This window comes from Pontivivens nitratireducens (assembly GCF_014235845.1).
GTDB classification, from domain to species: Bacteria; Pseudomonadota; Alphaproteobacteria; order Rhodobacterales; family Rhodobacteraceae; genus Pontivivens; species Pontivivens nitratireducens.
On sequence record NZ_JACJUQ010000004.1, the window covers coordinates 152,031 to 166,625 of the forward strand.

Annotated in this window: 15 protein-coding genes; 6 read left to right on the forward strand and 9 right to left on the reverse strand. The window is 63.2% G+C overall.

The genetic code is table 11. The features are described 5' to 3' along the window. Nucleotides 1–36 precede the first annotated feature (36 nt). From H1S03_RS06570 to H1S03_RS06580, 3 genes are all read right to left on the reverse strand, one after another. Complete coding sequence (locus tag H1S03_RS06570) at nt 37–963, reverse strand: DMT family transporter (RefSeq protein ID WP_185803713.1); 927 nt, start codon at nt 961–963, stop codon at nt 37–39. A 64-nt stretch (nt 964–1,027) separates the two neighbouring features. Then, nucleotides 1,028–1,636 carry an inner membrane-spanning protein YciB gene (locus tag H1S03_RS06575; RefSeq protein ID WP_185803714.1) on the reverse strand — a complete coding sequence of 203 codons (609 nt, stop codon included), beginning with the start codon at nt 1,634–1,636 and terminating at the stop codon, nt 1,028–1,030. Between the two features lies 1 nt (nt 1,637). Beyond that, nucleotides 1,638–2,543 (reverse strand): EamA family transporter, encoded by a 906-nt coding sequence (locus H1S03_RS06580; RefSeq protein WP_185803715.1) that lies wholly within the window; start codon nt 2,541–2,543, stop codon nt 1,638–1,640. Between the two features lie 185 nt (nt 2,544–2,728). Between H1S03_RS06580 and H1S03_RS06585 the strand changes: the two genes are divergently transcribed. Further along, on the forward strand, nt 2,729–3,223 hold the full coding sequence (locus tag H1S03_RS06585) for an MgtC/SapB family protein (protein WP_185803716.1): 495 nt from the start codon (nt 2,729–2,731) through the stop codon (nt 3,221–3,223). A gap of 61 nt (nt 3,224–3,284) precedes the next feature. On the opposite strand, the gene ftsY is transcribed toward H1S03_RS06585, so the two are convergent. Continuing rightward, complete coding sequence (gene ftsY, locus H1S03_RS06590) at nt 3,285–4,325, reverse strand: signal recognition particle-docking protein FtsY (RefSeq protein ID WP_166189612.1); 1,041 nt, start codon at nt 4,323–4,325, stop codon at nt 3,285–3,287. Nucleotides 4,326–4,503: 178 nt separating this feature from the next. On the opposite strand from ftsY, the gene nudC reads away from it, so the two are divergent. From nudC to H1S03_RS06610, 4 genes are all read left to right on the forward strand, one after another. Next, nucleotides 4,504–5,466 carry an NAD(+) diphosphatase gene (nudC, locus tag H1S03_RS06595; RefSeq protein ID WP_185803717.1) on the forward strand — a complete coding sequence of 321 codons (963 nt, stop codon included), beginning with the start codon at nt 4,504–4,506 and terminating at the stop codon, nt 5,464–5,466. A gap of 1 nt (nt 5,467) precedes the next feature. Then, on the forward strand, nt 5,468–5,881 hold the full coding sequence (locus H1S03_RS06600) for an SRPBCC family protein (protein WP_185803718.1): 414 nt from the start codon (nt 5,468–5,470) through the stop codon (nt 5,879–5,881). Nucleotides 5,882–5,947: 66 nt separating this feature from the next. Beyond that, a complete protein-coding gene (locus H1S03_RS06605) occupies nt 5,948–6,787 on the forward strand; it encodes an alpha/beta hydrolase (protein ID WP_185803719.1) in 840 nt (279 codons plus the stop codon). A gap of 88 nt (nt 6,788–6,875) precedes the next feature. Beyond that, complete coding sequence (locus H1S03_RS06610; RefSeq protein WP_166193914.1) at nt 6,876–7,508, forward strand: MT-A70 family methyltransferase; 633 nt, start codon at nt 6,876–6,878, stop codon at nt 7,506–7,508. Here H1S03_RS06610 and H1S03_RS06615 read toward each other — a convergent pair. From H1S03_RS06615 to H1S03_RS06625, 3 genes are all read right to left on the reverse strand, one after another. Next, a complete protein-coding gene (locus H1S03_RS06615) occupies nt 7,484–8,236 on the reverse strand; it encodes a BglII/BstYI family type II restriction endonuclease (protein ID WP_185803720.1) in 753 nt (250 codons plus the stop codon). The genes H1S03_RS06610 and H1S03_RS06615 overlap by 25 nt on opposite strands. Next, entirely contained in the window at nt 8,236–10,008 is a 1,773-nt protein-coding gene (aspS, locus tag H1S03_RS06620) for an aspartate--tRNA ligase (protein ID WP_185803721.1), read from the reverse strand. Before aspS ends, H1S03_RS06615 begins: the two co-directional genes overlap by 1 nt. A gap of 87 nt (nt 10,009–10,095) precedes the next feature. Further along, complete coding sequence (locus H1S03_RS06625) at nt 10,096–10,545, reverse strand: nucleoside deaminase (RefSeq protein ID WP_185803722.1); 450 nt, start codon at nt 10,543–10,545, stop codon at nt 10,096–10,098. A gap of 145 nt (nt 10,546–10,690) precedes the next feature. On the opposite strand from H1S03_RS06625, the gene H1S03_RS06630 reads away from it, so the two are divergent. Continuing rightward, nucleotides 10,691–11,512 (forward strand): pseudouridine synthase, encoded by an 822-nt coding sequence (locus H1S03_RS06630; protein ID WP_185803723.1) that lies wholly within the window; start codon nt 10,691–10,693, stop codon nt 11,510–11,512. Between the two features lie 90 nt (nt 11,513–11,602). On the opposite strand, the gene H1S03_RS06635 is transcribed toward H1S03_RS06630, so the two are convergent. After that, entirely contained in the window at nt 11,603–12,772 is a 1,170-nt protein-coding gene (locus H1S03_RS06635) for a zinc-dependent alcohol dehydrogenase (RefSeq protein WP_185803724.1), read from the reverse strand. A 213-nt stretch (nt 12,773–12,985) separates the two neighbouring features. After that, nucleotides 12,986–14,281 carry a serine hydroxymethyltransferase gene (gene glyA, locus H1S03_RS06640; RefSeq protein WP_185803725.1) on the reverse strand — a complete coding sequence of 432 codons (1,296 nt, stop codon included), beginning with the start codon at nt 14,279–14,281 and terminating at the stop codon, nt 12,986–12,988. Nucleotides 14,282–14,595 lie beyond the last annotated feature (314 nt).

The following is a 14,595-nucleotide window of genomic DNA, read 5'->3' on the forward strand; positions in this document are numbered from 1 at the left end:
GCGGAGGGGTAGCGGGCCGGGGCCGCGCGGGCAAGCCTAGCCTTGCGGTGTTTGCGCGCGACGTTGTTCCTTGCGCGAGATCCCCAGCATCTGCTCGCGCCAGATAATCAGCAGGCCCGCCGCCACGACGATGGCCGCGCCGATCAGCATCCTGCCCGTCGGCACCTCACCGAACAAACCGTATCCCAGAATCAACGCGAAGATCATCGAGGCATAGTCGAACGGCGCGATCACCGCTGTGGGCGCGTAGCGATAGGCCGAGGTCAGCAGGATTTGCCCGACACCGCCCAGCAGCCCCGCCCCGACCAGCAGCCCGAACGTCACCGGGTCCGGCAGAACCCAGCCGAACGGCAGCGTCATCAGCGACAGCACGCTGGCGGTGATGGAAAACCAGAACGTGATCGCGGTCGTCTTCTCTGTCGCGACCAGCTTGCGGATGAACACATGCGCCAGCGCCACGAACACGGCTGAGGCAAGGACGATCACCGCGCCCAGCGTCTCCGCATCGGTCAGGCCGTCGGAATTCAGCGTCGTCAGGCGCGGCGACAGAACAATGCCAACGCCGATCAGCCCCATGAACACCGCCGCCAGCCGAACCAGACGCACCTGCTCACCCAGAAACATCGCGGCCAGGATCACCGCGAACAGCGGCGCGGCATAGCCGATGGCCGTCACCTCGGGCAAGGGCAGCAGGCCCAGACCCGTGAACGTCAGCGCCATTGCGGTGGTGCCCACAACCCCCCGCCACAGATGCGACATCGGATTCGCCGTCTTCAGCCCGTCGCGCAGGTTGTCATGTTGCAGCAACAGCCACCCCAGAATCACCGGCACCGCGAAAATCGAGCGGAAAAAGACCGTCTCACCCGCGGGAACGGTGTCGGACACGGCCTTCACGATTGCGGACATGCACACGAACACCGCGACCGACGCGATTTTGAGGAAGATGCCACGAAGGAAGATCATCCGCGCACTCTACAGATTGCGGCATTCATGTCGCATACAAAGCAGGCATGGCTGAGGTGCCGTTTCAGCCTTGATCCTCATCCTCGACCGTGTGGCGGGTCAGTATGGGCAGTTGTGTGGCGAGGAAAACGAAGGTCAGGATCATCTGCCCGAACGTGTCGAGCCAGATCCACGCTTCCTCACCCAAAACGCGCCACGTGAACTCATTGAACACGGCCATCGCGGCGAAGAAGAACACCCAATTGCGCGTGAACAGCATCCACCCTTCCTCGGTCAGGGGCATGACCTCCCCCATCAGATAGCGCAGATAGCTGCGCCCCTGCAGCCACAGACCGGTTCCCAGCACGAAGGCGAACAGGCCGTAGACCACCGTCGGGCGCATCTTGGTAAACACGTCGTCGTTCAGCCAGATCGTCAGCCCGCCGAAAACAACGACGATAATCGCCGTAAACACCGCCATGCGCGGCAAGGTGCGCGTCAGGATCCAGCTGATGACCAGCGACAGCAGGATCAGCGGCACGAAAACAGCCGTCGCCGCGACGACGCCCGAATATTCGGTTCCGCCATATGTCACCCCGTCCGCAAAGCGGCGATAGGCGTAGAAATAGACGGCGACGGGGCCGACCTCCAATGCCAGCTTCAGGAGGGGATTTATTTTTTTCGCGTCGGCCATGTCAGCCTCCCATTTCCACGAGGACCGCTCCGGCGGCGATCAGCGCCATCAGAACGGCACGGGTCGGTCCTACATATTCGCGCAGGAAAAGCCAGCCGATTGCAGCGGCGAAGACGGTCGATGTCTCGCGCAGTACCGCCGCCTCACCGACCTTGTCCAGCCGGGTGGCCAGCATCACCGCGCCGAAACTGACGAAGCCGAGCAATCCCCCCACCAGCCCCCGCAGCATCAGCGGGCCGGGATCGGGCCGGTTTTCCATACGTTTCCACCGCGCCAGCGCGACCCAGGGAAACAGCCCCAGCCCGTCCACGACAAAAAACCACGCCAGAAAGGTAAAGGCGTTTTCCGCCATGCGAATGCCAAAGGCGTCATAAACGGTATAGAGCGAGGTCAGAATTCCCGTCACAACGGCAAGGCCCAGCGCCGCCCCCAGCGCGGCCCGCCCCACGGTCGCCGCGCGCAGGTTCACAGCGGCGAGGCCGAAAATAGCCAGGGACAGCAAAGCCGTTCCCCCCCATTGCAAGGGTGTGAACCGCTCGTGAAACAGCGCCCCCGCAGCCAGAACCGTGATGATCGGCGCAGTGCCGCGCACGACCGGATAGACGACCGTATAGGCGCCGCGTGAATAGGCCATCGCCAGCAGCCATTTATAGCCTGCATGGATCCCGAAAACGCCTGCCAGAACCGCCCATAATTGCGGCGTAGGCAGCGGGAACACAAACAGCGCGACCGGCAGGGCCATCAGCCCGTAGCATATATCAATCGCTCCACGGGTCAGCCACGGGTCGTGCCGCCCCTTTTGCAACGCTCCCAACAGGGCGTGCGCAACAGCCGAGGTCAGGGCAAGGATCATCGCCATCTGATGCCCTGCGGCGGTGCCCTCGATACCCGCGATCCAGTCTGTCATCGGGTCACGACCTGCGCAAAAATGGCTGGCTGCGCGGCGGTGGCCCTGCGGCTGCGCTGTTGTTGCACAGAAAAACACCCAGGCATTCGACCCGCCAGGGTGGCGGTTCCGGGGCGCGGCGCATAGACGCAGCGCCGAAGCGATTTATCTGTCATCTGTCTGCAAATGTCTGAGGGGACTCTCGTATGCTCGATACGATCATCGCGGAATTCGTCGATCCGAATGCGGCCGTTCCGCCCGCCATCGCGATGCTGCGCATGTTCGCGGCGCTGATCTTCGGCGGCATGATCGGGTTGGAGCGTGAGGCGGACAATCATCCGGCGGGACTGCGCACGCATATCATGATTACCCTCGCGGCCTGTCTGTTCGCCCTGATCGCGTTCGAGTTGATGGGCGCGACCGACCGCGAGAGCGTGCAGTTCGACCCCCTGCGATTGATCGAGGCGGTGACGGCGGGTGTCGCGTTCCTGGCGGCGGGCTCGATCATCACCTCGCGCGGCAAGGTCAAGGGGCTGACCACCGGGGCCAGCATGTGGCTGGCCGGCGCGGTCGGGCTGGCCTGCGGCACGGGGCGGCTGATGCTGGCCCTGCAGGCGACGATCATGACGTTGATCGTGCTGTGGCTGCTGAGCAAGATCACAACACGGGTCGAGAAGGAACTGTCCTCGGACAAGGAGTGATACCGCTTTCGCGGCGGGGAGCGGCGACAGATGCGGGGTGGAGCCGATCGGCCGGTCGCGCCTAGGCATCGGCGCCGGTCAGGGCACGGGCGAAATCGTCCGGGTCGAACGCTTGCAGATCCTCGATATTCTCCCCCACCCCGATCGCATGGATCGGCAGGCCGAACCTGTCGGCCAGCGCCACCAGGACACCGCCCTTGGCCGTGCCGTCGAGCTTGGTCATCACCAGGCCCGTGACATCGGCGATCTTTCGGAATGTCTCGACCTGACCGACGGCGTTCTGCCCCGTGGAGGCGTCGAGAACCAGCAGAGTGTTGTGCGGCGCGTCGGGGTCTTTCTTGCGAATCACACGGACGATCTTGGCCAGTTCCTCCATCAGGTCGGCACGGTTTTGCAGGCGGCCCGCCGTGTCGATCATCAGAAGGTCGGCACCGTCCGCCTCCGCCCGGACCATCGCCTCATAGGCGAGGGAGGCCGGATCGGACCCCTGCGCGGCGGTCAGGACGGGAACGCCCGCGCGATCCCCCCAGACCTGCAACTGCTCCACCGCCGCGGCGCGAAATGTGTCGCAAGCCGCGATCACCACCGACTTGTCCGCCGCCCTGAACTGGGATGCCAACTTGCCGATGGTCGTGGTTTTGCCCGACCCGTTGACGCCGACGACCAGCACGACCTGCGGCTTCTTGGCGTAAAGCGGCATGGGCCGGGCGACCGGCGCGATGATCTTCGAGATTTCCTGCGCGAGCGCGTCCTTGATCTCGGGCGTGGACAACCGCTTGCCAAAGCGCCCCTCGGCCAGCGCGGCGGCGACATTGATCGAGGTTTCCACCCCCATGTCCGACTGGATCAACACTTCCTCAAGGCTTTCGAGCATCGCATCGTCGAGGATCCGGCGCGGCGCATCGCTGCGTCCCAGCGCCCGGGCGAAGAAGCCGGGTTTCGGCGCGGGCGCATCCGTGGGCACCGGGGCCGGTTGCGGATCGGGTGTCGGGGCGGGTTGCGGTTCGGGGGCGGGTGCCTCCTCCACTATGGCGTCCAGACCCTGCTCCAGCTTGCTGGAGGATTTGGTCAGGCGATCCTTGAGCTTACCGAAGAATGACATGCGCGACCCTTTTGCTGTGCTGGCGAACATCTAGACCGTCCCGCGGTCGGTGGGAAGGGGCCTGCCTTCAGGCATGGGGGGACAGCAGGGCCAGATCGTACACTCCGCGCCCCCTTCCCCTTTGCCCCCTGCCCCCGTGCGTGATAGCTGCGAAGCGAAACCACGAAGGCGGAGCGTGATGGACGAGCAGGTGACATTCGGCGGGGCGGACATAGACCGGGCCGCGCATATCCGCGAGGACGAGGCGGGCCTGTCAGCCGCCTGGGCGCATCCCGAGGCGGGTGTGATGGCGGTCTGGCGCGGGAAACCGCTGCTCAGCGATGGTCCGCAGCCGGACCTGATCTGGCTGCCCAGCGATCATGCCGTTCTGGATCATGGACGGGAAAAGCCGATTTTTCTGGGTCTGACGCAGACCGGCGCACCACGTTTCGCCGCCGACCTGTCCACGTGGAAGGAACCGGCGGGCGACCCGGCGGAGCTGGCGACGTTCCTCGATCCATCCCGAAATTACGGCACCGGATTGCCCGAGGGCACGTCCTTCGGCGATCTGCGCGCCAACATGGTACGTTTGACGCCAACAGATGCCGGTAACGCGGCGATGGCGCGGGGCATTCTGGAATGGCACCATTCGCACCGTTTTTGCGCGAAATGCGGCCAGCCCTCCGACGCGATCAAGGGGGGGTGGTCGCGCATGTGCGGCGCCTGCGGCGCGCTGCATTTCCCGCGCACCGATCCGGTTGTCATCATGCTGATAACTCATGGCAACGACGTGCTGCTGGGCCGCTCCCCCGGATGGCCGAAGCGCATGTATTCCCTCCTCGCCGGTTTCATGGAGCCGGGAGAGACCATCGAAGCCGCCGTGCGACGTGAGGTCATGGAGGAAACCGCGGTCAATGTGGGGGCGGTGCGCTATCTCGCCTCGCAACCCTGGCCCTTTCCTGCGTCGCTGATGATCGGCTGCGCGGGGGAGGCGCTGGACACTGAAATCAAACTCGACCCGGTCGAGCTGGAGGATGCGATCTGGATCAGCCGCGAACGTTGCATGCGTGCGATGGGCGGTGGCGATCCGGACATCATGCCAGCCCGACGGGGTGCCATTGCACGCCATCTGCTCGACATGTGGCTGGAAGACAGGACCTGAAATGAACTTGACGACCCGAACCCGTCTGGATGATTGCCCCGCCGACATTTACGCCCGGTTGAGCGATCCGGCCAGACTTGCCAGCCTGAACGACAGCATGCAGGTGATCCCCGCCGGTCCCGATGCATGGACCGTCAAGGCGCAGATGAACGGCGCGGATGTGGAGGCCGATCTGGTGTGCACCGTGCGCGAAGCCCCCGACCGCCTGATCTATCAGGCAACGGCGCAGGGGCTGGTCATCACCCTGGAATTCGTGCTGAGCGCGGAGGGCGACGGCACCGACCTGGCAGTGGTGCTGGATTTCGCAGGTGCGTCGATGAAGGGCAAGATGCTGATGCAGGGGCTGAAACTGATGGCACCCAAGATGCAGACGGGTCTGGACAAGATGGTCTACAAACTCGCACGCCCCACCTGACGCGGTATTGCGCGGCTTTACAGGGCGGCTCTGCCGGCTAGCGTCATCCGAAAGTCAGGAGATATCATGCGCCGCATCGCCAGCCTCTTCGTCGCCCTGTTCGCTGCGGGATGCTCCCCCGTCACGATTCTAAATTCTGTCTCAGGTTCGGACATGGTGCGCGAACAGAGGGAGCTCAGCTATGGGCCGTTGGAGCGTCATGCCTATGACCTGTACGAACCCGCGAACGCGGGGGTGGACGCCCCGCTGATCCTGTTCGTGCACGGCGGTTCGTGGATGGAGGGTTCCAAGGACATCTATCGTTTCCTCGGCACGGCGTTGGGGGATGCGGGCTATCCGGTCGCGGTCGTGAATTACCGCCTCAGCCCCGGAACGGTGTTTCCGGGATTTGTCGAGGACGCGGCCCTAGCGGCGGATCACTTTCTGCAAGGTGATCGCCCTGTCGTCCTGATGGGTCATTCCGCCGGGGCGCACATCGCGGCGCTGCTGGCCTATGACCCGCGCTACATGCAAGCCGTGGGGCGGAGCAATTGCGATTTCGCGGGCTTTGTCGGGATTTCCGGCCCCTACGATTTCCTGCCGCTGACACAGGAAACCCACCGCGTCACCTTCCCCGAGGCCACGCGCGATGACAGCCAGCCGATCAACTTCGCCCAAGGGCCCAAGCCACCCTCCCTGCTGCTGCACGGTCTGGCCGACACGACGGTCCATGCCGAGGATACCGAACTGATGAGCGCCGCCCTGCGCGCCGCCGGCAACCCGGTGGAGGAGCGCCTCTACGAAGGGGTCGGCCATATCGACATCATCTCCGCCATGTCGCCCTACGGCTATCTGCGGCGTGGCGCGCCTACCTTCACCGACATCACAACCTGGCTGGACGAGGGCGGAGCGTCAGGGTGCAGGTGAGATAATACTGGATCCGCAACGTTCGTTCACGTAACGTTCTTCTGACTTTTCGGTTGGAATATCGCTGTGGATGCGCAATATGTTGGATATGGATACGAACCCTTCACAAGATTTGCGACAGTTCCTGAACGGTAGCAAGTTCAGCTGCGTCATGGCGGATCCCCCTTGGCGATTCACCAATCGCACGGGAAAGGTCGCGCCGGAGCATAAACGGCTCGCACGCTATCCGACCATGACCCTCGACGATATCTGCGCCCTGCCCGTGGCAGAGCATCTGGAGGATCGCGCCCATTGTTACATGTGGGTGCCGAACGCCCTGCTACCCGACGGACTGAAAGTCCTGTCCGCATGGGGTTTCGAATACAAGTCGAACATCATCTGGCACAAAATCCGCAAGGATGGCGGCTCCGACGGGCGTGGGGTCGGGTTCTACTTTCGAAACGTGACGGAGATTTTGCTGTTCGGCACGCGCGGCAAGAACGTTCGGACCGAGGCCGCCGGACGCCGTCAGGTCAACATGATCCAGACCCGCAAGCGTGAACATTCCCGCAAGCCAGATGAACAATACGAGCTTATCGAAAGCTGCTCATGGGGTCCGTATCTGGAACTGTTCAGTCGCGGCGTGCGCGATGGCTGGACCACGTGGGGAAATCAGGCGGACGCGGATTACAAACCGGACTGGAAGACCTATTCCTATCATTCCGGCGTCGCGGCGGAATAATCCGTAACGACCCCGACCGGCAATCCGATCAACACCAATGGGCATGGATTGCCCACCCCGCGCGCGATACGGGTGGCGAGCTTCTCCCAATGTGTCGTCGCCTGGCCATACTTATCCGCCACGAATGACCGCGCGAATGCTCTGGCAAAGGGCACCTGCTTTTCCAGCTGAGCATCGAGCATTCTTTTCTGGCGGGCGGTACGCTCCTTCATGCCCCAATCCTCCAGTTCGGACACGTCGAGGATGCCATCGCGCCGCAGTGTCCACTCCACGATATCCTCCAGCGAGGATTGCAGGCTCGCGCCGCGCGTGATGATGATGCCCAGAGAGATCGCACTTTGCGCATGCAATCTCTGAAAATTTTCAAGGTCCCGATCGAAAAACGGGTCCTTGTTGTTCCACTCGATTTCCAGGGCGAGCGTCCCGGCGGCGGCATGATGGATGTGGTCGATCTCATGGCTGATCGCTTCGCGCTCAACCCCGTCCACGATGGTCTGCACGACGAATTCGTGTTTCGGCCAGCCCTTGTCGTAAAGGGCGTCGCGCAAACGCATGGTGGATTTCGCCTGACCGCCACCGCTGCCGATGACTTCGCGCGCCTCGATGGAAAAACTGGAGAGAACTTCGCAGAGATCTGCGGCCACCTCCGGAAAATCGCCCACGAGGATGGCCTGCGCATGGTTGCGGGTTTCGATATCGAAACCCGCAGCACGCAGATCGTTCAGCATCAGTCTTCCTTCACCACCCGCAGATGCAATTCACGCAATTGTTCATTCGTGGGGTCCGTGGGGCCGCCCAGCATCAGGTCTTCGGCGCGCTGGTTCATCGGGAACATGATGACCTCGCGGATGTTCGCCTCATCCGCCAGCAGCATCACGATACGGTCGATGCCCGCCGCGCAGCCACCGTGGGGGGGTGCGCCATATTTGAAGGCGTTGACCATCCCACCGAACCGCTTGTCCACTTCGGAGTTGGGATAGCCCGCGATTTCGAACGCGCGATACATGATCTCCGGCTTGTGATTCCGGATCGCGCCCGAGACCAGCTCATAGCCGTTGCAGGCCAGATCGTATTGATAGCCGAGCGCCTGAAGCGGATCGCCGTCCAGCGCCTCCATCCCGCCCTGCGGCATCGAGAACGGGTTGTGCGAGAAGTCGATCTTGCCATCCTCGGTCTTCTCATACATCGGGAAATCGACGATCCAGGCGAAGCGGAAGGTGTCGGTCTCACTGAGGCCAAGCTCCGTGCCGATGACGTTGCGCGCACGACCCGCGACGCCCTCGAACGCCTCGGGCTTACCGCCGAGGAAGAAGGCGGCGTCGCCTACTTCGAGGCCAAGCTGCTGGCGGATCGCCTCAGTCCGCTCAGGCCCGATATTCTTGGCGAGGGGGCCTGCGGCCTCCATCCCTTCGCCCTGATCGCGCCAGAAAATATACCCCATGCCGGGCAAGCCCTGCTCCTGCGCGAACTTGTTCATGCGGTCGCAGAACTTGCGAGAGCCGCCCGTGGGCGCGGGGATGGCGCGGACCTGCGTGCCCTCCTGCTCCAACAGTTTGGCGAAGATCGCGAAGCCGGAGCCTGCGAAATGCTCGGACACGTCCTGCATGATGATCGGGTTGCGCAGGTCGGGTTTGTCCGAGCCGTATTTGGCCAGCGCCTCGGCGTACGGAATGCGGGGCCAGTCGGTATCGACCTTGCGTCCGCCGCCAAACTCCTCAAACACACCCTGGATGACGGGCTGCACGGTGGCGAAGATGTCCTCCTGCTCGACGAAGCTCATCTCCACGTCCAACTGGTAGAAATCGGTGGGGGAGCGGTCGGCGCGCGGATCCTCGTCGCGGAAACAGGGTGCAATCTGGAAATACTTGTCGAAGCCGCCAACCATGATCAGCTGCTTGAACTGCTGGGGGGCCTGCGGCAGCGCGTAGAACTTGCCCGGATGCAGGCGCGACGGCACGAGGAAATCGCGCGCGCCCTCGGGGCTGCTCGCCGTGATGATCGGTGTCTGGAATTCGTTGAAGTCAATGTCCCACATCCGCTTGCGAATCGACTTCACCACGTCCGACCGCAGGATGATGTTGTCATGCAGCGATTGGCGGCGCAGGTCGAGGAAGCGGTATTTCAGGCGCGTTTCCTCGGGGTAGTCCTGATCGCCAAAGACCGGCAGCGGCAGTTCGTCCGCCTTGCCCAGCACTTCGAGACCGCGCACATAGACCTCGATCTCTCCGGTCGGGATATTGGGGTTCACCAGTTCGGGGTCGCGCGCCTTGACTGTGCCGTCAATGCGGATCACCCATTCGGAGCGGACCTTCTCCAACTCGGAAAACACCGGGCTGTCGCTGTCGGCCAGAACCTGCGTCATGCCGTAATGGTCGCGCAGGTCGATGAACAGCACGCCGCCGTGATCGCGAACCCGATGGACCCAGCCCGCCAGCCGGATATCGTCGCCCACATTGGTGGAGCGGAGGTCGGCGCAGGTATGGCTACGATAGGCGTGCATTTTATCTCTCCCGGATGGGCGTGCGCTGGATGCGGACGGTCCGCGCCGATACACCGCGCCGGGGCTGCGAAGTCAAGGGAGCGCGGCTCAGCGCCGTGTCGCGAAGAACCCCCGCAGCAGTTCCGTGGCCTGCGTCTCGCGGATGCCGGGATAGATCTCGGGGACGTGGTGGCATTGAGGATGGGCAAAGACCCGCGCCCCCTGCTCCACCCCACCGGATTTCGGATCGGACGCACCGTAATACAGCCGCGTGATGCGGGCAGCGGCGATGGCACCGGCGCACATCGGGCACGGTTCCAGCGTCACATGCAGGTCGGCCCCCGTCAGCCGTTCCTGCCCCAGCACCTCGCACGCGGCGCGGATCGCCAGAATCTCGGCATGGGCGGTGGGGTCGTTCAGCGTCCGCGTCCGGTTGCCTGCGGCCGCGATCACCTGTCCGTTCAACGTGATGACCGCGCCAACCGGCACCTCACCCAGCGCCGCGGCGGCCTGCGCCTCGACAAATGCTGCATCCATATGGGAGTTGAAACGTGTCATGCCCCTGTCTGCCCGCCCCCCACGAAGCGTGCAAGCCCCCGGCGCCCCGTGCAAGCCCGTTCACTTTCCCCAAATATCCCCGCCGGAGGCACCTGCCCCCACACCCACCATTGCGCCAAAGGCCTGCCGCGCGTATGCGAAGCGGATGACCAGTACCACACCTCAGGGCGAGCGGATCGCCAAACGCATGGCGCGCGCCGGTCGCGCCTCCCGCCGCGAGGCCGAGCGCCTGATCGGTGAGGGGCGCGTGCGCGTGAACGGCAAGACCATCGACAGCCCGGCGCTGAACGTCACCGCCTCCGACCGGATCGAGGTGGACGGCATCCCGCTGGCCGCAGCCGAGGCGCCGCGGATGTGGCGTTATTACAAGCCTGTCGGGCTGGTGACGTCCGAGCGGGATGAAAAAGGCCGTCCGACTGTGTTTGACCGCTTGCCCGAGGATCTGCCACGGGTGCTCAGCGTCGGGCGGCTCGATCTGAACTCCGAAGGCCTGCTGCTGCTGACGAATGACGGCGAGTTGAAGCGCAAGCTGGAATTGCCCTCGACCGGGTGGACCCGCAAGTACCGGGTGCGCGCCAAGGGCAACCCGACGGAGCAGACGCTGAAACCGCTGGAACGCGGCATCGTGATCGACGGTGAGAAATTCCGCCCGATGTCGATCAGCATCGACCGGGTTCAGGGCGCGAATTGCTGGCTGACCATCGGACTGAAGGAAGGCAAGAACCGCGAGATTCGCCGCGCGCTCAACGAGGTCGGACTGGACGTGAACCGCCTGATCCGCGTCAGCTATGGCCCATTTCAACTGGGTGAAATGAAGGACGGCGAGGTCGAGGAGATTCGCGGCAAGATCCTGCGCGACCAGTTGGGCATCAAGGCGGAACCGCAGGCGGTGCAGCGCGCGAAACAGGCTGGCGAGCCGTACAAGCGAGCCGTGAACCCGGCGAAAAGCCTTCGCAAGCGGAAGTAAGCGCGGCGACGATGGATTTGGATATTTCTGGAGCAAAGTGGCGGCGGTCCCTCGGAAGGGGCCGCCGCTTATGCGTTATGGTCAGGGCCGTTATGGGGTCAGGACCACCTTGACGCAGTCGTCCTTCTTGTCGCGGAACGTCTCGTAGAGGTCCGGCGCGTCCTCCAGCTTGCCGCGATGGGTGATCAGGAAGGTGGGGTCGATGCGGCCCTCCTGAATGTGCTCCAACAGCGTGGGGGCGTGCTGCATGACATGGGTCTGGCCCATGCGGAAGGTCAGCCCCTTGGCGAAGGCGGCGCCGATGGGGAACTTGTCCACGATCGCGGCATAGACGCCGGGGATCGACAGGATGCCGCCCTTTTGCGTACACATGATGGCCTCGCGCAGAACGTGCGGACGACCGGTTTCCTGCATCGTCGCGGTCTTCACCTTGTCATAGATGGTGTCGATCACGCCAGTGCCGTGCGCCTCCAGCCCGACCGCGTCGATGCTTTTTTCGGGGAGCATGCCATTGGTCAGCTCCATCAGGGCATCATAGGGTTTGACCTGCGAATGGTCGATGACCTCGGCACCATGAGCCTTGGCCATTGCCAGACGCTCCGACACGTCGTCGATCACGAAAACACGCTCGGCACCCAGCAGCAGGCAGGATTTCAGCGCGAACAGGCCGACAGGACCAGCGCCCCAGATTGCGACGGTGCTGCCCGGTTTGACCTCAGCGTTCATAGCTGCCTGCCAGCCGGTGGGGAAGATATCGGAGAGGAACAGGACCTGCTCGTCAGTCAAGCCGTCCGGAACTTTCAGGTGTGTGGCGTCCGCAAACGGGATGCGGACATATTCCGCCTGACCGCCATCGTAGCCGCCGTAAAGGTGCGAGAAACCGAACAAGCCCGCAGCCGCCTGCCCAGTGATCGCGGCCAGCTTTTCGGCATCCGGGTTGGATTCATCGCAGAGCGAGAATTGCTTGTTCTGGCACCAATGGCAGTGGCCACAATTGATGGTGAACGGCACCACAACACGGTCGCCTTTCTTGAGGTTGCCCACCCCGGAGCCGACATCCTCAATCACCCCCATGAATTCATGGCCAATGATGTCGCCGGTTTTCATCTCCGGCATGAAACCGTCGAACATATGCAAATCGGACCCGCAGATCGCGGTGGAGGTCACGCGGATGATGGCATCGCGCTCATGACCGATTATCGGATCGGGATGGGTATCGACGCGGAAATCTCCGGTACCGTGATAGGTTACGCCACGCATGGGGGGCTCCTTGAAACGCTGAATAAAAATACTCGAACAAGTCGTTAACCATTTGACGAGCAAGGAGTTCCCGTTTTCCGGGCGCGTTTCCGCTGTGCGGAAAGCGTGAGGGAGCCTTCCTTGGCGTGAGGCCAATGAAGACAGGGTTTTCAGATTTTCAAGAGAGAGGGGGGGTGGAGGGCGGCCAACTGGGGCCGCCCTCCATCGTCAGGCTTATAGCTCGGGGTAGATCGGGAAGCGGTCGCACAGGTCCTTTACCCGCGCGCGGACGGAGGCTTCGACCTCGGCGTTGCCGTCCTCGCCATTCGCAGCCAGGCCATCGACGACCTCCACGATCAGCTTGCCGATCTGCTCGAATTCCGCCTCACCAAATCCGCGGGTCGTACCTGCGGGTGTGCCAAGGCGGATGCCCGAGGTCACCATAGGCTTTTCGGGATCGAAGGGGATGCCGTTCTTGTTGCAGGTGATATGGGCACGGCCCAGCGCCTGCTCCGTGGCGTTGCCCTTCACGCCCTTGGGGCGCAGATCGACCAGCACCAGATGTGTGTCGGTGCCGCCGGTCACGATGTCGATCCCGCCCTTCATCAGCGTGTCCGCCAGCTTTTGCGCATTGGCGATCACCTGCGCCTGATAGGTCTTGAATTCGGGGCGCAGCGCCTCACCGAAGGCCACAGCCTTCGCGGCGATGACATGCATCAGGGGGCCGCCCTGGATGCCGGGGAAGATGGCGGAATTCACCTTCTTGGCGATCGCCTCATCATTCGTCAGGATCATGCCGCCGCGCGGGCCGCGCAGGGTCTTGTGCGTCGTGGTGGTCGCAACATGGGCGTGCGGGAACGGCGAGGGATGGTGGCCTGCGGCGACCAGCCCGGCGAAATGCGCCATGTCGACCAGCAGGTAGGCACCGACGGAATCGGCAATCTCACGCATTTTGGCGAAATCGACCTGGCGCGGAATGGCGGAGCCGCCGGCGATGATCATCTTGGGCTGATGTTCCGTGGCGAGGCGCTGAACCTCCTCATAGTCGAGCAGGCTGTCCTGACGGCGCACACCATATTGTAAGGCGTTGAACCACTTACCCGACTGGTTCGGCTTCGCCCCGTGGGTCAGGTGGCCGCCCGCGTCCAGGCTCATCCCCAGAATCGTGTCGCCGGGTTTCAGCAGCGCGGTGAACACACCCTGATTGGCCTGCGAGCCGGAATTGGGCTGCACATTGGCGAAATCACAGCCGAAAAGCTGCTTGGCGCGGTCGATGGCCAGATTCTCGGCCACGTCAACATGCTGACATCCGCCGTAATAGCGACGGCCCGGATAACCTTCGGCGTATTTGTTGGTCAGGACGGAGCCCTGCGCCTGCATCACGGCGAGGCTGACGATGTTCTCGGACGCGATCAACTCGATCTCGTCGCGCTGACGCGTCAACTCATCGGTCATGGAGCCGTAAAGCTCGGGGTCGCGCTCGGCCAGGGGTTGGGTGAAGAAGCCTGCGTCGCGTACGGAATTGGGCATTGTCGTCTCCTCGATGGTATCGTGCATCTCTATGCGGGTTCGCTCCCGCCCATCACTGTCGCGAAACGACGCGGCAAGGCGCGGAACCGAAATTGATCCTGCCGTTGTCCTAAGCCGACGCGCGTCGCGGTGGAACCCTTAACAGGCCTGACCCGTGCGCATAGCGGGCAAACCGGGTTTCGAGTGGCGCGCATGCACGAGCGATCCTGAGAATACGCGCGCAGGTGTAAACGCGGTGCAAAAAGCGGAAATTTGCCTCTTGCACCCCCGAAACGATTCTTCTAGTAACCCCTCACAGCGCGGCGACTACGACC